This is a genomic window from Pseudomonas abietaniphila (genome assembly GCF_900100795.1).
In the GTDB taxonomy this organism is placed as follows: Bacteria; Pseudomonadota; Gammaproteobacteria; order Pseudomonadales; family Pseudomonadaceae; genus Aquipseudomonas; species Aquipseudomonas abietaniphila.
Genome location: NZ_FNCO01000002.1, coordinates 124,701 through 142,861, shown reverse-complemented (window position 1 = coordinate 142,861; position 18,161 = coordinate 124,701). Strand labels below are relative to the sequence as shown.

The window sequence follows — 18,161 nt, the reverse complement described above, 5'->3', positions numbered from 1 at the left end:
GTGGTCGGCTCCGTATTGGCAATGGCCGCATCCGCGCCGACCCTGGCCGATGACTGGCTGGAGCAGTCGACGATGACGGGTGACTGGGACGGCAGCCGTAGCCGACTGGCCGCACAGGGCGTGAAAATCACCGGCGACTACAGCGGGGAGACGGTCTACAACGCTCACGGCGGCAAACAGCGCGGCACCCGCTATTCACAGAACATCAAGCTGGGTGCGCAGTTCGATCTCGGCAAACTGCTGGGCCTGGAAAGCGGCGGCAAAGTGCAGTTGACGCTCAACGACCGGCGCGGCAACGACGGCTCCGGCGATCTGGTGGGCAACCGCCTGCCGGTGCAGGAAAACTACGGCGGCCTGTACACGCGGCTGACCGAGCTCAGCTACGAAAACACCCTCTTCACCCCTGCACTGAACGTCAAGCTGGGCTACATGGCGATGGGCAACGACCTGGGCGGCCTGAGCAGCGGGATTCTGTGCAACTTCATGAACGCTGGTTTCTGCGGTCATCCACTGGCGATGTCAGGCGGCAGCGGCTGGAGCAACTACCCTAACGCCCACTTGGGGGCGATGGCCAAGTACCGCTTCACGCCGAACTTCGCGTTGCAGGTCGCCGCATTCAAGGTCGACGCCGCCAGCAACGGCGAATCCAGTCGCGCCTGGGACATAGCGCCCAAAGACAGCACGGGCAACATTCTGCCCATCGAAGCGATCTACAACGTGCTCGGCGAGCTGCCCGGCGAGTATCGCGTCGGCTATTACTACGACACGTCCGACGCCCCGCGCATCGGCACGAGCAAGGAAGTCGCCGGGCGTGAGGGCTCGTATTTCCTGATGGACCAGGCGATCTGGAACTCAAGTGATGTCAGCGGCCGCAACGTCCACGTGTTCGGTCAGTTCTCCAATGCCAGCGCTGCCGCCGCGCCGTTCCGTCGCTGGTACTCGACCGGTTTTGCCCTGAAAAAACCTTTTGCGTCCCGACCCAACGACACCGTCGCCATCGGCTACGGTCGCGCAGTCTTCAACGCCCGCAGCCGGGACGTCCAGGAAAACGCAGCGCTGGCCGACGGTCAGGACTTCCCTGACCTGGCCAGCGGCGAAGGTCTGGTGGAGATGACCTACGGCGCACAGATCGCGCCATGGCTGACCGTGCGCCCTTCGGTGCAGTACATCATTGAACCGGGCGCGTTCTATGGCGAGGACATCGACAACACCCTGATCGTCGGCTTGCAGGTCAAGGCGACGCTGTAACCCACCGTCCGTTCAAACGTTGTCTGGGCGTTCATTGCCCAGCAGCGCGGCGACGTAATCCACGAACACCCGGGCCTTGGCGCTGGTCATGCGGCCTGCGGGGAACACCGCCCACAGGTCAATGGACGGTAACGTCCAGTCATCCAGCACGGTCACCACTTCACCGCTCGCCAGTTCCGGCGCGAACATCCACTCGGAGGCCATCGCCAGGCCGAGGTTGGCTTTCACCGCCGCGCGAACCCCTTCAGCGGCCGACACGCGCAAACGCCCGCCCACCGATGCGCTGTGTGTTTCGTCTCCCCGGCGCAACGGCCAGGTATCGCCGCCCCCGGCGCGGTTATAGATCACCGCCTGGTGCCCTTCAAGATCCCGTGGATGGACAGGAATCCCATGGCACGCCAGATACGCAGGCGTGGCAATCACCCGTCGCCGTCCTTGAGCAATCTTTTTCGCCGTCATCGATGAGTCGTCCAGCACACCCATGCGCAGCGACACGTCGATGCCCTCTTCCACCAGGTCGACACTGCGATCATCGAGAATCACCTCGATGTTCAACCCCGGATGCTGCTTGAGCAATGGCCCCAGATAAGGCACCACATGCAGGCTGGCAAAGGTCGTTGCGGCGCTGATTCGCAAGCGCCCGGTAAAGCCCGAGCCCACCCCGCGCACTGCGGCATCGGCTTCGTTGGCGTGATCGACCGTGAGTCTGGCGGCGTCGTAGTAAGCCTGCCCGGCCTCGGTTGGCGTCAATCCGCGAGTGGTGCGTAACAACAGGCGCGTGCCCAGGGTTTCCTCCAGCGAGGCGATGGACTTCGACACCGCGGGCTGCCCTACGCCCAGACGCTTGGCGGCAGCCGAGAACGACCCGGTTTCCACGGCACAGATAAAGGTTTCCATCGCGGCCAGACGGTCCATCAGCACTCCTTCTTCAATCGCTCTTCGGGCAGTGCGCAGCATCGCTGATACACGAAGGTTGCAACAGCCTGCACGCCAAAAAGGCTGCCACGGGAGGTGGCAGCCTGGTTTCACAACACTGTTCAGCCGCGCAAGGCTGGCAACAGATCGGTCGGTTCTGGACGCAGGGTGTAATCGGGATTGACCTCGGCGTACGTGATCAACCCGTCCTGGCCGATCACGAAACGACCCGGCATCGGCAGTACCCAGCTGGCGTCATCGTTGAAGGTCGGCAGGTCATTACCGAAACCTTTATACAGGTCGATCAGGTAATCCGGCAGTTTGAAGCGCAGACCGAAAGCCTCGGCCACCTGACTTTTAACGTCACTGAGAATCGGGAAGGTCAGGTGGTTCTGGCGCACCGATTTGCGGCTATTGGCTTGAACCTGCGGAGAAATTGCCACCAGATTCGCGCCCAGTTCACGGTACTGAGGCAAGGCTTCTTCCAGCGCCTGCAGCTCCATGTTGCAGTACGGGCACCAGACACCCCGGTAGAAACTGATCACCAACGGCCCTTTCGCCAGCAGCTCGGCGGAGGACACCGGATTGCCCTCGGGATCGTTGAGGGTGAAGACCGGCGCTTTGTCACCCACTTTCAGTGTGCGTTGGGCCTGACCGGATGCGATCAGTTCATCCGTGGCGCGCTTCATGATCACGTGCACGGGTGCTGGGGCGTTGTACGGAGGCTTGCCTGCAACGAAGTCAGCTTTAAAGGCGTCGAGTTTGGCTTGGAGGGTCATGGCGGTATTCCTTGTGAGTGATGAGTGAAGCGAGGCGCTCATCCTCTCAATCCTCACCGCCCCCAAGAAGACGGGCTCGGGTGATAACAGTCATGCGTTGAAGGAATGGGCAGGCTTGCTGTCCCCTGTCACCACACAATGACCCATCGCGCCGCGTCTGCCGCCCGGCAATCCCTTCGCGCGGCCACGGTACGCGGAGCATTTTTATCGCAACGATTGCAAAAAGCAGTCACTCGATTGCAACCTCTGTGGATTGTTTCGTTCAGATTGTTTCGTTCAGACTATTTCGATACAGGCAAAATCGCGCATCATGGCCGCAGTCAGTTCAAGGGAGATCTTCATGCGCCTCACATCATTTTCTATGGGTCTTGCCGCCTTTTCATGGCTGGTGATGGTCACCGGCACCGCGCAGGCCAGTGAAGAAACGCAACTGGTGCAGTCGATCAACAGCTTTCGCAGCCAGGCGCAACCCTGCGCCAACGTCGTGTCTCAAGAACTCCCTCCCCTGACGGCCGACTCACGCCTTAACCTGCCGCCCACCGGCAGCGTGGATCTGCAACAGGTGCTGGCCCGTGCGTCCTATCCCATGGTGACCGTCCAGGCGATCTCGTTGTCCGGCCCGCGTGACGCGGCGTCGGCAATGAAAGCCATTCAGGAAAGTTTTTGTCAGGTGGTCCTGGACCCGCAGTTTGTCGACGTGGGTGTGAGCCGCAATGACCGTGACTGGCGCATCGTGCTGGCGCGGCCTTTGCTGGCCGGTGGGCTGGGCAACGCCCAGGCCGAGGGGCAGAAAATACTTGGGCTGATCAATGCCGCTCGCAGCGTGCCGCATCAGTGTGGCGGTCAACCGTTCTCGGCCGCTGCGCCGTTGGCGTGGAACGACACCCTGGCCACGGCTGCCGAGGGGCACACGCGGTCCATGGCCAACAACAATTACTTCGATCACAAAGGCCGCAACGGCGGCACCCCCGGTGACCGCGCAGAACTCGCCGGGTATATCGGGCAGCAAATCGGCGAAAACATCGCGGCCGGGCAAGACAGCGCGCGCAAGGTGGTCGAAGGCTGGCTCGCCAGCCCCGGTCATTGCGCCAACCTGATGAACCCCGACTTCCGCGACCTGGGCGCCGCCTACGCCACCGACCCGAAAAGCGACGCCGGCATTTACTGGACCGCGATGTTTGGGGTGAAGCAGTAGCCACCATGTGAACGCCCGCCGCTGTCTTGTGCGGACTGACTCGATCACTGTAGGAGACGTCCGAGGTTACGAGGGCAGCGAATGCGGTGGGTCATTGGGCAATGACGTCCGCTGATACACCGCATTCGCGAGCGCGCTCACTTCCACAGACTGGACTGCATCCTCGCTGCGCGCATTGACTCGGTCCCTGTGGGAGACAGAATCGACACACCCGCTGTACGCTGGATCAGGTATCTACACCCTACTTCGCTTTCCCGTCCTTCGGTTTATAAAACAGAAACTTCCCGGTCTCTGCCGTCCTGATGTACTCGCTGGCCCAAGCGGGTTTGACGTTGCGGTCGTGGAAGTACATGGCGCCCTTGGTGCTGTCGCTGAGTTGCTGGTTAAGCGCCTTGCGGGCGATTTCCTTGGAGGCGGCGTAGCGATCATCTTCCTTCACCTGATCGGAACGCCCGTCGCACCACCAGGAAAACTGGCAGGCCTTCTTCTCTGAACCCTGCTTGACCACGCCACAGATCGTGTCCGGATAGCCCTCATGGCCCAGCCGGTTGAGCACGACGTTGGCCACCGCCGACATGTCCGCATCAGTGCCGCCCTTGGCTTCCCAGTAGATCGTGCGCGAGAGGCAGACGATGGCATCGTCCACCGACGCCGCACCCTCAGGGTCAACGGCCTGGGCTTCGGATTGGGTGATGATTTCGCTCTTGGGCACGGCCGGTGTCGCACCGTCCTTGTCAGCCGCTTTTTCTTCCAGCACTTGTGCTTTGCTGACCACGGCTTCCGGCGCCGGAGGCGCGTCAGCCGCCTGCGACTGGCCCGCGAACGTCGCCATCAGCAGGCAGATTGAAAGGCAAATAAGGCGCATCGTCGAACCTTCTGTTCAAGGCCGATCGCACCTGCACCCGCCTCACCGCTGGCCGCCATCCAGGCAGGTCCGCCACGGGTGAACCGGAACATCGCAAGCAGTCGTCGACGGGTTATGGGTGTTGTTGTTGGGAGACGCCAAAGACCTACTGCGACCTGAGACCAGCTCGCTGGAAGCAGCATAGTGGCGTTTTAACTTTATGCAACGGCTTTCAGCGTCGGGACGAGTGGTGCTTGCAACCACGTTGCACGGTTGACGATATTGAGGGGTGGCGATGCCGTTTCCCAGCGAGCGTAATGCATGGCAACCAAGCTGTTTTTACTGATGATGATCGCGTCGCTGTGCCCCGCGCTGGTCTGCGCCGAAAGCGGGCAGGGATTGAGCGCCGCCCTGAGCCGTGCCGCGCCGGACGCCAACCCTCAGGTCATCGAACTGGCCGTGCAATCGGCGCAATGCCGGATGTCGACGTCCAACACGCCCACCACAAAACTCGCCGTTATCGATTACTCGCTTCCCTCGACCGAGCAGCGCCTGTGGGTCTTCGACCTCGCCACGCGCACCTTGCTCTTCCACGAGCTGGTCGCCCATGGCCGCAACAGCGGCGATAACCTGGCCACGCAGTTTTCCAACGCGCCGGACAGCCTGGCCTCCAGCATTGGCCTCTACAGCACCCGCGAGACCTATATCGGGCGCAACGGTTATTCGCTGCGCATGGACGGCCTTGAGCCGGGGGTAAACGACCGGGCCTTCGAACGGGACGTGGTCATCCATGGTGCCGATTACGTCAGCAACGACTTCGCCCGTGCAAACGGGCGAATCGGCAGAAGCCATGGTTGCCCTGCGGTGCCGACTGCCGCCGCGCGGCCGGTAATCGACACGCTGAAGGACGGTCAACTGGTGTTCATTTATTACCCGGACACGCAGTGGCTGAAGTCATCGACGTTCATCCACTGCACGCCCGGAATAACGTTGCGCTAACCCTGTGACACGCGACTGAGCCCCGGCAGCAACCCGGGAGCATTCGACGAAGTGACCGCCGGCTTTTCGGGCCCGACAGACTCGGCCTTTTCCGGTTCAGGCTCGCCGTTGAGCGCCCTGTTCATCTTCTCCGTGTCCAGCGCGCCCACCCATTTGGCGATGGCCATGGTGCCCACGCCGTTGCCGATGGTGTTGGTGATTGCCCGCGCCTCGGACATGAAGCGATCAACACCCAACAGCAGGACCATTCCCGCCACTGGAATGGTGCCCAGCGATGCCAGGGTGGCCGCCAGGATGATGAAACCTGAACCGGTGACGCCTGCCGAGCCTTTGGAGGTAAACATCAGCACGGCCAGCACGATCAATTGATCGGTCAGGGTCAGTGGCGTGTTGGTGGCTTGCGCGATGAAAATCGCGGCGATGGTGTAATAGATCGCCTGACCGTCGGGATTGAACGTCAGCCCCGAAGGAATGATCATCCCGGCCACCGGTTTCGACACACCGGCTTTTTCCATCTTGGAAATCATCTGCGGCAACACCGACTCCGACGAGCTGGTGCCCAGCACGGTGAAGAGTTCTTCCTTGATGAACCGCAGGAACTTCCACAGGCTGAAACCGCTGTATCGGCAGATGGGCCCGAGCACGAAAATCACGAACACCGCGCACGTCAGGTACACACACGCCATGAGTTTGCCGAGGGAGAACAGCGAGCCGAAACCGTATTTGCCGATGGTGAAGGCAATGGCGCCGAACGCGCCGATCGGGGCCAGACGCATGACCATGTTGACGATGCGAAACATGCCCTGCATCAGGCTGTCCAGCGCGTCGACGAAGACCTTGCCGCGAGGGCCGACCTGAGCGAGCGCGACGCCCAGCAGAATCGAGAACAGCAGAATCTGCAGCACGTTGCCCTTGGCGAAGGCATCGACGATGGTGTCGGGAATGATGTTCATGATGAAATCCATGAACGAGGCGTGCTTGGCGGCGGTGGTGTAGGTCGCCAGGCTTGAGGTATCGAGCGTGGCTGCATCAATGTTCATGCCGGCGCCCGGCTTGAACACATCGACCACGACCAACCCGACCACCAGCGCCAGGGTCGACACCACTTCGAAATACAGCAGCGCGCGGAAGCCGACGCGCCCAAGCTCTTTCATGCTTTCCATGCGGGCGATGCCCGAGACCACGGTGAGGAAAATCACCGGTGCCAGCAGCATTTTGATCAGCTTGATGAACGCGTCGCCCAAGGGTTTGAGCGCGGTGGCCGTTTCGGGAACGAACACCCCGACGATGGCGCCGAGAATGACCGCGATAAGGACTTGTACGTAGAGTTTGCCAAGTATTCTTTTCATGACAGGGCCCTGATTTTTATTGTTGTCAGGAAGTACCGAGGGGTCAGGTCCGTGCCCTGCCCCTCGGCGATAACTGCATTACTTTGAATCGATGCGCCGCCTCAGCGGTTGATCAGCGCCAGCACTGCATCGGTGATCTGCCGCGTGGTCGCCGTGCCGCCCAGATCCGGCGTGTGCAACCCGCTTTCAGTGACGGCCTCGATGGCCGACATCAGTTGCTGGGCGGCAGCAGGCTCACCGAGGTGCTCCAGCATCATGGCCGCGGTCCAGAAGGTGGCGACCGGGTTGGCAACGCCTTTGCCGGTGATGTCGAACGCCGAACCGTGAATCGGCTCGAACATCGACGGGAATTGGCGTGACGGGTTGAGGTTGGCCGTCGGAGCAATGCCCAGGCTGCCCGACAACGCCGCCGCCAGGTCCGAGAGGATATCGGCGTGCAGGTTGGTCGCGACGATCACGTCCAGCGTTGAAGGCTTGAGCACCATGCGCGTGGTCACGGCGTCCACCAGCTCCTTGTCGACTTTAACGTCCGGGAAGTCCTTGGCCACCTCGTAGAAAATCTCGTCCCACAAGACCATGCCGTGACGCTGGGCGTTGGACTTGGTGACCATGGTCAGGTGTTTGCGGGGCCGGCTTTGCGCCAGTTCAAACGCGAAGCGGTGAATACGCTCGACACCGGCACGGGTAAAGACCGACACCTCGGTGGCAACCTCTTCCGGCAAACCACGGTGAACGCGTCCACCATTGCCTGAGTATTCGCCTTCGGAGTTTTCGCGCACCACCACCCAGTCAATCTGGTCGCCGTTGTGCAGCGGACTTTTCACGCCGGGCAGCACGCGCGCCGGGCGCACGTTGGCGTACTGATCGAAGCCCTGGCAGATCGGCAGACGCAGGCCCCACAGGGAAATGTGATCCGGCACATTGAGGGCGCCGACTGCGCCGAAGAAGATCGCGTCGAACGTCTTGAGCTCAGCCAGGCCGCCTTCGGGAATGTAGTAGCCGTTCTTCAGGTAATTGTCCGAGTTCCAGTCGAAGTGCTTGAACTCCAGCGCGAAGCCGGATTTTTTCGACAAGGCCTGCAGCACTTCCACACCGGCTGCGATGACCTCAACGCCGATGCCGTCGCCTGGGATCGCTGCAATGTTGTATGCGTTCATGATCAACTCCACTCTCGTCACGTTTTTGTTATGCCGCTTGAACCGGGCTGTTCAAGCGGGGTGTGAGCGGAGTATATGTAGTGAGCGCCACGCAGTGAGTGCCCCAGAATCACTACATCCATAACTTTGAGTTACGAATGAATCAGTCCCTGGATCTGCAGTTTTTCTACCTCCTCGCCAAACAAGGCAGCCTCGCCGCCACGGCGCGGGAGCTCGGGGTGACACCGCCTGCCGTGAGCAAGCGACTGAGCGCACTGGAGGCGCGGCTCGGCATTCGTCTGGTCAACCGCACCACGCGATCCATGAGCCTGACCACCGAGGGTGAGCTGTACTTTTCCCACGCGGCGCGAATTCTCACGCAGATCGAAGAGGTCGAACAGTTGGTGAGCAGCAGCCGCGCCACGCCCAAGGGCCTGATTCGCGTCAATGCTTCTTTGGGGTTTGGCCGGCGCTATATCGGCCCGGCGCTGGCGGCGTTTTTCGCGCGCTACCCGGAGGTGGAGATCCAGCTCGAAATCAGCGATCACCCCCTGGACCTCGCCACCCACGGCTTCGATCTGGGCATCCGTTTCGGCACCCTGCCGGATGCCGCGTTTCATGCGCGTAAGATCGCCTCCAATCGCCGCTTGTTGTGCGCCTCACCGCTGTATCTGGAAAAGCATGGCGTGCCGACCCGGCTGGCCGACCTGCAACAGCACAACTGCATTTTCTTGCGGCAAAACGAAACGCCCTACGGCGTCTGGAGCTTCACCAACGGCGGCAAGACGCAGAACATCAAGGTGCGCGGCGCGCTGGGGTGCAATGACGGTGAGGTCGCCCTGAACTGGGCGCTGGAGGGCTACGGCATTCTGCTGCGAGCCGAGTGGGACATCGCCCGTTATGTGCGCAGCGGCCGCCTGCGCCTGGTGCTCGAAGACCAGACCCCGACCCGGGCAGACGTCTACGCGGTCTACCCGCAGCAACTGCACCTGTCCGCCCGCGTGAGAAGCCTGATCGACTTTCTGGTCGAGCGCTTCACGCACATTGATCACTTGGGGGAGACGGCGTCGGAAATTGAATGATGCACCTGCCGATGGAATAACCCGCTGCGCCGTGCGTCCTGCCTGTGAACGCTTTCAGACAGGAGCAAACGCACATGTCACGACTCACCCGCCCTTCATTGCACTGCGGCGTCGCGCTGCTACTGATGAGCGCTGTGTCCGCCGCCCTAGGCCACGAAGGCCACGAGCACGGCAACACACCCAATCCCATCAGCGCCGAGGCCCCCTTCCTTCAGGAAAACGCTGCCGCCATGGAAACGATGATGGCCGGCATGGACAGCAAACCCACCGGCGACATTGACCGCGATTTCGTGGCGATGATGAGCGCGCATCATCAGGGCGCCATCGACATGGCCGTGACCCTGCTCAAGTACGGCCACAACGAACAGCTCAAGCGCATGGCCCAGGAAATCATCGTCGAACAACAGCAGGAAATCGCCGCGATGCGCCTGGCCATCGGCGATCCATTGCCGCCATCTGTCGCCTCCCCGACCCAGACACCGATCACGGCGCAGCCCTGATCGTCACTCCCTGACTTCACGAAAAAAGGAAATCTCATGCACCTCCCTCGTTTTCCTATGGCGCTGCTGACCTGCGCCTTGATAACCGCTTCGATGTCCAGTTTCGCCGGACAGATTCCCGGCAAGGCCTCGGCCAAGGACATTCCCATCTCCCATCAGGATCGCCTGTACGCAGCCGAGCAATTCTCAAATACCGTATCGGTCACCGATCCGGTGGACAACAAACTGCTCGGGGTAATCAGCCTCGGCGACCCACAGCCGGGTAACCTCAGCCCGCTGTACAAAGGCGAAGTGCTGGTGCACGGACTGGGCTTCTCGCCGGATCACAAGACATTGGCGGTGGTCTCCATCGGCACCAACTCGGTGTCGTTCATTGACACGCAAACCAACACCGTCAAGCACAAGACCTACGTTGGGCGAGCGCCCCATGAAGCGTTTTTCACCCCCAATGGCAAAGAGGTGTGGGTGACCGTGCGCGGCGAGGACTACGTATCGGTGATCGACGCAAAGACCTTCCAGGAAAAGACTCGCATCAAGACACCGGCAGGGCCCGGCATGCAGATTTTCTCGCCGGACGGCAAATACGGTTACGTCTGCTCCTCGTTCAACCCGGAAACGGTGGTGGTGTCCGTCGCTGATCACAAGATCGTCGGCCACGTGCAACAGGCCAGCCCATTCTGCCCGAATATCGCCGCGTCCGCCGATGGCAAGCAGGTCTGGTTCACGCTGAAGGATGTCGGCAAAGCGCAGGTATTTGAAGCCACACCTCCGTTCAAGCTGATCAAGACGCTGGACATCGGGCCGATTGCCAACCACGTCAACCTGGTCAACAACGCCAATGGTTCGTTCGCCTACATCACCGTGGGTGGACTGAATCAGGTGCAGGTCTATCGCACCGATACGTTCGAGAAAGTCGCGACGATCCCGGTCGGCAACCTGCCTCACGGCATCTGGCCGTCGGGTGACGGCAGCCGTATTTATGTGGGTCTGGAAAACGCCGATGCGTTTGCGGTGATCGACACGTTGAGCAACAAGGTCATCGCCAACATCCCGATTGGCCAGGCGCCGCAAGCCATCGCCTATGTGCCCAATGCAGTGGAGAAAGGTGCCGGCACCGACAACCTCAAGCCGCTGGGGGTGGCCGGGCAAGCGGCGCACCTGAGTTTGAACGCGGTTGGCACGCCTGCGGATCAGGCACCCACCAGCGTCACGCTGTTCAACCAGGGCCTGACACAAGTGTTGCAAGCGGCGGTCACGGGCCTTGAACCCAAGCAGCCTTACACCCTGGCACTGGCCGACAAGCCGGATGGCAGTGGCAACCTGCAGCCGTTGTCAGCCTTCATGACCAACCCGGCGGGGTCGGCCATCGTCAACACTATCGGCCCGATCCGACAGATCGTGCAGAACGACACACCCGAGCAGCGGCGTTATCTGGTGGTGGTGGCGGGCAAGCCGGACCAGTTGGGCGCATTGGCGCAGGTTCAGGCGCAGTAATCGCTTTTGCGCTGCACGGCTTACCTGTGGCGACATGATTACCAAATGGGTAAGACGTGCGACCCGCTGACGTCAGGACTTACAGCAGGTTACTGTCCGTCAGCGGCCTGCAAGGTGCGCAATTGCAGGTCAGCTGGGCTTTTCTTCTGCCAGACTGGCCAGTATTCAACGCGCTTGGCTTCGACATCGGCTTTGTGGGTTTCAAACCAGTTCAACGATTTGGGTGAGTTGGTGACCAGTTTGGTGTCGCCGATCCAGTCTTTGAAATCCTTGGATTGCAGGCTGTATTCAGCCTTTGGATCGCGCGCCACCGGCCACAGGGAGAAGCGTGCTTTCCACATGCCCATGCGGGGAGTGACCATCGAGTAGTAGGTCTTGCCTGGCGCCAGATCGGCTTCCAGGAAATCGGCGGCTTCGGACACGACCATAAAGGTGCGATGGCCTGGCGCGGTCGGGTAAGCGATCTTGGTGTCGTTGGACAGAATGCCCACGAATTGCGTCTTGCCGCCGGTGACGTCATACAGCGATGCGTCGATCGCCTTGGCGGTAAACGCACTGCGCATGAACACGACTTGAGCGCCGTCTTGCGCGCTTGGCTGCACCGTCTGGTTATCGACAGGTTGCATCAGCGACGAACAACCGGTCAGCAGCAAGGTGCCCGCCAACATCAAAACACTGGTAATACGCATCTACAGCTCCTTGGTTTAAACATCGTGCCCGATAACGCATCGGGCCCAGGGCTGTATCGGCGCAAAAGGCCATCACTGAAGAAAAAATTATAAGAAACCGCTCTGGGATGACCTCTCTGGCATTACCGAGCGCTAAACCGTTACCCCGCAACCGCCGCTGAACCGGGTGATTGCAGGCTGTTTTCACTCGCCCGCGCGGTGTAATGGACCCGATGGGGTAACGCCTGTCCCTGCGCATCGAACAGGTGGCATCGACCCCCGGACACGCCAATCGCCAGTGGTTGCCCGGCCTTGACCTGGGACATGCCGTCGCCCTTGATCATCAGGTCACTGCCGTCAGCGGTCTCGGCGTGAGTAAACGTCTCTCCGCCAAGGTGCTCCACGACCAGCGCTTTCGCCGGAATCTGCGCGTCGCCCTGCCCCCGTTCGGACAGATGCTCAGGACGCAGCCCCAAGGTCAGCGCATCACCCGCCTTCACACCCTCGCCCTGCACCGGCACCCACAGACGCCCGCCCCCGGGCAGGATCACCTCAACCCCCTCAGCACTGACCGCCGCCGCTGACACCTGCAAAAAGCTCATCTGCGGCGAGCCAATGAAGCCAGCAACAAAGCGGTTGCGTGGATGGTGGTAGAGCTCCAGTGGCGAGCCGACCTGTTCGATGCAGCCTTTGTTCAGCACCACGATCTTGTCGGCCAGGGTCATGGCTTCGACCTGGTCATGGGTCACGTAGACCATGGTCGCTTGCAGGTCGGCATGCAGTTTGGCGATCTCGATACGCATCTGCACCCGCAGCGAGGCGTCGAGGTTGGAGAGTGGCTCGTCGAACAAAAAGACTTCCGGTTCATGGACGATCGCTCGACCAATGGCCACACGCTGCCGCTGCCCGCCGGACAGTGCCTTGGGTTTGCGATCCAGCAAGGGATCGAGTTGCAGGATGCGCGCGGCGTTGCGCACCTTGGCCTCGATCTGGTCCTTGGGGATTTTCTGCATCTTGAGGCCGAAGGCGATGTTGTCGTAGACCGACATGTGCGGGTACAGCGCATAGGACTGGAAGACCATCGCCACACCGCGATCGGCCGGTTCCAGGAACGTCACGTCACGCGCGCCGATGCGGATCTGCCCTTGGGTGATGCTCTCAAGCCCCGCGATGCAGCGCAGCAAGGTCGACTTGCCACACCCGGAAGGCCCGACGAACACCACGAATTCGCGGCTTTCGATGCTCAGGTGGATGTCATGCAACACCTTGATGTCGCCATAGGCTTTCTCGACGCCACTCAAACTGAGCTCAGTCAAAATCGTGTCCCCTGAAATTATTGTTGTTGGATGACCGTATGCAAACTTCGTAGGCACACATACCGATTCATTAACGGTAGCGCACTTGACATCAAACTATTTCGTCCTACGATCATTTGTAATTCTAAAAATACAAATGTCAAGGAGCGCACCGAATGCGGGCTGCATACATCCATGGCATCCGTGACATCCGTATCGGTGAAAAACCGGTGCCGGTGCCGGTTGGCGACGAAGTGTTGTTGCGGGTGAGCGCTGTCGGGGTCTGCGGCAGCGATCTGCATTACTACAAGGAAGGCGCCATCGGCCATGCGCGCATCACTCAGCCCTTTATCGCAGGGCATGAATTCGCCGGCCGCGTGGTCGAGGATCAACCCGCGCTGGGTTTGAAAGCCGGCCAGCTGGTTGCGGTCGATCCGGCCAAACCCTGTGGCCAGTGCGAATGGTGCCATCGCGGTCATGTGAACCTCTGCCCGCACGTTCAATTCCTGGGTTCGCCACCCCACACCCACGGCGCCATGACCGAATATATCGTGGTCTCGCCCAGCCAGATTTATCCCGTTCCCGACCACTTCACGCCGGTCCAGGCCGTCATGCTCGAACCCTTGGGCGTGGCGATTCATGCGATGGACCTGGCGGGCAGCAAAAAACTGTTTGAAACGGTCGCCATCATCGGTTGCGGCCCTATCGGCCTGTGCCTGCTGCAACTGGCGCGGATGATGTGCAAAAAAGCCATTTACGCCATCGACCCGATCAACTACCGCACCGAGAAAGCCCGCCAGTTGGGTGCCGATGAAGTGGCCGCCGACCACGCCGCGATTGCCGAGTGGACGGATGGCCGCGGCGTCGATCTGGTGCTGGAAGCGACAAATTCGCCCGAAGGGTTTCAGATTGCCGCGCAATCCGCGCGCATTGGCGGTCGGGTGGTGCTGGTGGGCATTCCCGACGGCGATCAATACGCGCCATTGAGCGCCTCATTGCTGCGTCGAAAGGGGCTGGACATTCGCCTGTCACGGCGCATGGGCCATGTGTACGACCGGGCGATTCAACTGGTCGCGCAAGGCTTGGTGGATGTTGATTGCCTGGTCACCCACCGCTTCGACCTTCAACACGCCACCAAGGCTTTCAGTTACCCCTCGGAGTTTGTCGACGGTGCGCTGAAAACGATCATTTTGCCCAACGCCGAGCAAGAGACTGACTCATAAGAAGTTGTAACTCCCGATGCGCGTGAGCGCAGACAACGCGTAATCCTCGCCCACAATAATAAAGAGGTCACGTAATGAAGAAGCTGGTATGGAATGCCCTCGCCCTGTCCGTCGCGCTAGGGTCTGGTGCTGCTCAGGCCTGGACACTGGAAGAAGCCGCAGCACCCTATAAAGGCACCGAAATCAAAGCCATCTTTCTCGATCGCCCCGGCTACGCCGCTGCCATCAAGCTGCTGCCGGAATTCGAGAAAAAGACCGGGATCAAGGTCAATTACGAAATCATCCCGTACGAGAATACCCGCGAGCAGGAAGTGCTGCGCTTCAGCAGCGCCGAACCTCTGGACGTGGTGCTGACCGACGTGGTGTGGATCGGTGAGTTCGCCGGGAATGGCTGGCTGGAGCCGATCACCACGTTCACCAAAGACGCCAAGCTGGCCGACCCGGACCTGAAGCTTGACGGTTTCTTCCCGATCCTGCTCGAGTCGTTCGGCAGTTGGGACAATCAGACCTACGGACTGCCCTTCGATAACTACTCGGGCCTGCTGTTCTACAACAAATGCATGCTCAAGGACGCCGGTTTCGACAAACCGCCAGCAACCTGGGATGAGTTGCTCAAGGTCTATGCGCCCAAGCTCACCGACAAGTCCAAGGACCGTTACGCCTATGCCCTGCAATCGCGGCGCGGTGAAACCCAGTCGGCGGACAGCTTCATGCGTTTCCTCTGGCCGTTCGGCGGTTCGCTGCTGGACGCCAACTTCAAATCCAACCTCAACTCGAAGGCCTCTCAGGAAGGTCTGCAGTTCCGTCAGGACCTGATGAAATTCATGCCGCCGGGCATCGTCGACTATGACCATAACGAAGCCGTCAACGCGCTTGCCCAAGGCAAAGTGGCGATGATCACCGAATGGTCGGCGTTCTACAGCACCCTGGCCGATCCCGCCAAATCGAAAATCACCGATTGCCTGGCGGTCGCCACCGAGCCCAAGGGGCCAGCGGGTCTGAAGCCTGCGCTGGGCGGTTTCTCGCTCGGGGTCAATGCCAATTCCGGCGACAAACAGAAAGCGGCCGCGTGGCTGTTCATTCAGTGGGTCACCTCTGAAGCCATGGCCAAACCTTACCTGGAAGCGGGAGGCGTCAGTGGCCGGATGTCGGTCTACAAAGACCCGGACGTGCAGAAGAAGTACCCGTTTGTTCAGCCGATGGTGACTTCGTGGGAAGGCGGCGTTCCGGACTACCGCCCACGGTTCCCGCAATGGCCTGAAATCTCTGAAGTGGTCGGCGAAAACGGCACCTCAATAATGCTCGGCAAGTCCAGCGTTGAGGCGGGTGCCAAGGCCATCGGCAGCAAGATGGAGGACATCCTCAAGAAAGCGGGTTACTACGACGGCAAGGTGAAGTTGCTGAAATAAACGAGGAACAACCTGCTCCTGATTCTGGCCGCAGGCCGTAGGAGCGTGGCTTGTCCCGCGATCTGGCGCAAAGCGTCAGCGACCCTGCCAACGCGGTTTTTCTACTCTGCCGCGTGAGCAGGGTTTACGACGGGGTTCCCCCGCCGATCGCGGGACAAGCCACGCTCCTACGCCTCCGGCAGAAGCAGATCTCCGGAGAATCAAACAACATGTCCAACCACAAAAAAACGGTGTTCCCGACGCTGTGGAACAACACCCGGGCTGCATTTTCCTTCCTTGCGCCCGCCACTGTCGCGCTGGCGCTGATCGGCATTTTTCCGACCGTGTTCGCGCTGGTCAATTCGTTCCGCCAGTACAACCTGGCGCGCCCCAAGGACCCGACGCCGTTCATCGGCTTCGACAACTACCTCAATGTGCTCAACGACGCCTCGTTCTGGGCAGCGCTGGGCCGTACCGGATTGTTTCTGGTCACCGTGGTGCCGATTCAGCTGGCGCTGGGCCTGATCATCGCCTTGATGCTGCACAAGCCGGGCCTGTCCGGGTTCAAGCTGTTGGCGCGCATGAGCCTGGTGATTCCACTGGCCACGGCACCCGCCGTCGCCGGTCTGATCGGGCGCCTGATCTTTAACCGCGACTTCGGCGTCGCCAACGCCTTGCTGGCGATGCTCAACGCGGGGCCGGTCGAATGGTTGGGCGACACCACGAACGCGTTCATTGCCGTGGCCCTGATGGACATCTGGCAATGGACCCCTTTCTGCGCACTGGTGCTGTTGGCGGGGCTGACCATGGTCCCCAATGAAATCGAAGAAGCGGCGCGACTGGAAACCCGCAGCCGTTGGCAGATCGTGCGCTATGTACAACTGCCCTTCCTGCTGCCGAGCGCCACGGTGATTCTGATTTTGCGCACCGCCGACATTCTCAAGATGTTCGACACCGTGTTCACCATGACCCGTGGCGGGCCGGGTGCTGCCACCGAACTGGTGAGCGTGTACATCCAGCGCGTCGGCTTTCGGGTGTTCGATCAGGGGGTGGCCTCGGCCCAGGCGATCCTGATGCTGATTCTGACCATCGTGCTGGCGCGCCTGTACATTAAATTCGTTTACCGGGAGATCTGACATGGCCACCGTTCCTGCTGCAAAAAACCCGACGATGGCCAGCACCCCTGCACACGCACGCCCTCGCATGAGGGTCAACGCCTGGCATCTCGTTGGCCTGCTGGCGATCTTCCTGTTCGCGGTCTTCCCCTTCTACTGGATGGTCGCCACCAGTTTGAAGACGCAAGCAGAAGCCCTCGCCTCGCCGCCGATCTGGGCGTTCACGCCGCACCTGGATAACTACGTCAACGTGTTGTTCGAGCGCGATGTGCTGCACAGCCTCGGCAACTCGCTGATCGTGGCCGTCTGCACCACGCTGCTGGCGGTGGGCCTCGGCACGCCGGCCGCCTATGCGCTGGCGCGTTTCGAGTTCAAGGGCAAGGAGGACCTGTGGTTCTGGTTCATCACCAACCGCATGCTCAGTCCGATCGTCGTTGCGCTGCCGATCTTTCTCATGGCGCGCAACCTGGGCCTGATCGATACGCATCTGGTGCTGATCCTGATTTACCTGACCTTCAACCTGCCCATCGTGGTGTGGATCTGCACGGATCAGTTTCGTGGCGTGCCGAAGGACCTGGACGAAGCCGCCCGCTTGTCCGGTGCGTCGCGCTTCACCATTTTCTGGCGCATCGCCCTGCCGCTGGCGATGCCGGGCGTTGCCGTGTCGGCGATCTTCTCGTTCATCTTTTCCTGGAACGAGTTGCTCTACGCATTGGTGTTGACCCGCAACGTCGCCCGCACGGCGCCGGTCACCGCGACCAGTTTCATGAGCGGCTACGATTTGCCCTGGGGCGAGATCATGGCCACCGGCACGCTGATCGTGTTCCCGGTGATTATTTTCGCGTTGATGGTTTCCAAGCATCTGGTACAAGGTCTGACCATGGGCGCGGTGAAGTAAGGCGTGCCGCAAAACAGGCTTTACCAAGGACAC

General features: G+C 60.7%; 17 protein-coding genes. 10 read left to right on the top strand and 7 right to left on the bottom strand.

The annotated features are described in order from the left end of the window. Positions 1-21 precede the first annotated feature (21 nt). On the top strand, positions 22-1,248 hold the full coding sequence (locus tag BLS87_RS03925; RefSeq protein WP_074751345.1) for a carbohydrate porin: 1,227 nt from the start codon (positions 22-24) through the stop codon (positions 1,246-1,248). 12 nt (positions 1,249-1,260) lie between these two features. Here the strand turns inward: BLS87_RS03925 and BLS87_RS03920 are convergent, their stop codons facing one another. Together BLS87_RS03920 and BLS87_RS03915 are read right to left on the bottom strand one after the other, a co-directional pair. After that, positions 1,261-2,163, bottom strand: a complete 903-nt coding sequence (locus BLS87_RS03920; protein ID WP_074750455.1) for a LysR family transcriptional regulator — start codon at positions 2,161-2,163, stop codon at positions 1,261-1,263. Positions 2,164-2,285: 122 nt separating this feature from the next. Then, positions 2,286-2,942, bottom strand: a complete 657-nt coding sequence (locus BLS87_RS03915; protein WP_074750453.1) for a peroxiredoxin-like family protein — start codon at positions 2,940-2,942, stop codon at positions 2,286-2,288. A gap of 340 nt (positions 2,943-3,282) precedes the next feature. Between BLS87_RS03915 and BLS87_RS03910 the strand changes: the two genes are divergently transcribed. After that, positions 3,283-4,137 (top strand): CAP domain-containing protein, encoded by an 855-nt coding sequence (locus BLS87_RS03910; protein WP_074750451.1) that lies wholly within the window; start codon positions 3,283-3,285, stop codon positions 4,135-4,137. A gap of 241 nt (positions 4,138-4,378) precedes the next feature. Here BLS87_RS03910 and BLS87_RS03905 read toward each other — a convergent pair whose 3' ends face one another. Then, positions 4,379-4,969 (bottom strand): cell wall hydrolase, encoded by a 591-nt coding sequence (locus BLS87_RS03905; protein ID WP_425262199.1) that lies wholly within the window; start codon positions 4,967-4,969, stop codon positions 4,379-4,381. Positions 4,970-5,302: 333 nt separating this feature from the next. Here BLS87_RS03905 and BLS87_RS03900 point away from each other — a divergent pair, with 333 nt between their 5' ends. Then, positions 5,303-5,980 carry a murein L,D-transpeptidase catalytic domain family protein gene (locus BLS87_RS03900; protein WP_074750448.1) on the top strand — a complete coding sequence of 226 codons (678 nt, stop codon included), beginning with the start codon at positions 5,303-5,305 and terminating at the stop codon, positions 5,978-5,980. On the opposite strand, the gene BLS87_RS03895 is transcribed toward BLS87_RS03900, so the two are convergent. Continuing rightward, on the bottom strand, positions 5,977-7,329 hold the full coding sequence (locus BLS87_RS03895; RefSeq protein WP_074750446.1) for a dicarboxylate/amino acid:cation symporter: 1,353 nt from the start codon (positions 7,327-7,329) through the stop codon (positions 5,977-5,979). The two genes, BLS87_RS03900 and BLS87_RS03895, sit on opposite strands and share 4 nt — an antisense overlap. A gap of 101 nt (positions 7,330-7,430) precedes the next feature. Further along, positions 7,431-8,486 carry a tartrate dehydrogenase gene (locus BLS87_RS03890; protein ID WP_074750444.1) on the bottom strand — a complete coding sequence of 352 codons (1,056 nt, stop codon included), beginning with the start codon at positions 8,484-8,486 and terminating at the stop codon, positions 7,431-7,433. 137 nt (positions 8,487-8,623) lie between these two features. Here BLS87_RS03890 and BLS87_RS03885 point away from each other — a divergent pair, with 137 nt between their 5' ends. The 3 genes from BLS87_RS03885 (at position 8,624) to BLS87_RS03875 (ending at position 11,541) form a co-directional block, all read left to right on the top strand. Then, entirely contained in the window at positions 8,624-9,547 is a 924-nt protein-coding gene (locus BLS87_RS03885) for a LysR family transcriptional regulator (RefSeq protein WP_074750442.1), read from the top strand. 74 nt (positions 9,548-9,621) lie between these two features. Next, positions 9,622-10,047: a DUF305 domain-containing protein gene (locus BLS87_RS03880; protein ID WP_074750440.1), complete on the top strand. Its 426-nt coding sequence runs from the start codon at positions 9,622-9,624 to the stop codon at positions 10,045-10,047. A gap of 36 nt (positions 10,048-10,083) precedes the next feature. Continuing rightward, positions 10,084-11,541, top strand: a complete 1,458-nt coding sequence (locus BLS87_RS03875) for a YncE family protein (RefSeq protein WP_074750438.1) — start codon at positions 10,084-10,086, stop codon at positions 11,539-11,541. Between the two features lie 89 nt (positions 11,542-11,630). On the opposite strand, the gene BLS87_RS03870 is transcribed toward BLS87_RS03875, so the two are convergent. Both BLS87_RS03870 and BLS87_RS03865 read right to left on the bottom strand, forming a co-directional pair. Continuing rightward, positions 11,631-12,230 (bottom strand): hypothetical protein, encoded by a 600-nt coding sequence (locus tag BLS87_RS03870; RefSeq protein ID WP_074750436.1) that lies wholly within the window; start codon positions 12,228-12,230, stop codon positions 11,631-11,633. Positions 12,231-12,370: 140 nt separating this feature from the next. Continuing rightward, positions 12,371-13,525 carry an ABC transporter ATP-binding protein gene (locus tag BLS87_RS03865; RefSeq protein WP_083370596.1) on the bottom strand — a complete coding sequence of 385 codons (1,155 nt, stop codon included), beginning with the start codon at positions 13,523-13,525 and terminating at the stop codon, positions 12,371-12,373. 155 nt (positions 13,526-13,680) lie between these two features. Between BLS87_RS03865 and BLS87_RS03860 the strand changes: the two genes are divergently transcribed. From BLS87_RS03860 to BLS87_RS03845, 4 genes are all read left to right on the top strand, one after another. After that, positions 13,681-14,727 (top strand): zinc-dependent alcohol dehydrogenase, encoded by a 1,047-nt coding sequence (locus tag BLS87_RS03860; RefSeq protein WP_074750432.1) that lies wholly within the window; start codon positions 13,681-13,683, stop codon positions 14,725-14,727. Positions 14,728-14,801: 74 nt separating this feature from the next. Beyond that, entirely contained in the window at positions 14,802-16,136 is a 1,335-nt protein-coding gene (locus BLS87_RS03855; RefSeq protein WP_074750430.1) for an ABC transporter substrate-binding protein, read from the top strand. Positions 16,137-16,345: 209 nt separating this feature from the next. Continuing rightward, positions 16,346-17,251, top strand: coding sequence for a carbohydrate ABC transporter permease (locus BLS87_RS03850; protein ID WP_074750428.1), 906 nt, complete (start codon positions 16,346-16,348; stop codon positions 17,249-17,251). A gap of 1 nt (position 17,252) precedes the next feature. Next, the gene (locus BLS87_RS03845; RefSeq protein WP_208605134.1) at positions 17,253-18,128 is read left to right on the top strand and encodes a carbohydrate ABC transporter permease; all 876 of its coding nucleotides are present in this window, start codon (positions 17,253-17,255) and stop codon (positions 18,126-18,128) included. Positions 18,129-18,161: the final 33 nt, after the last annotated feature.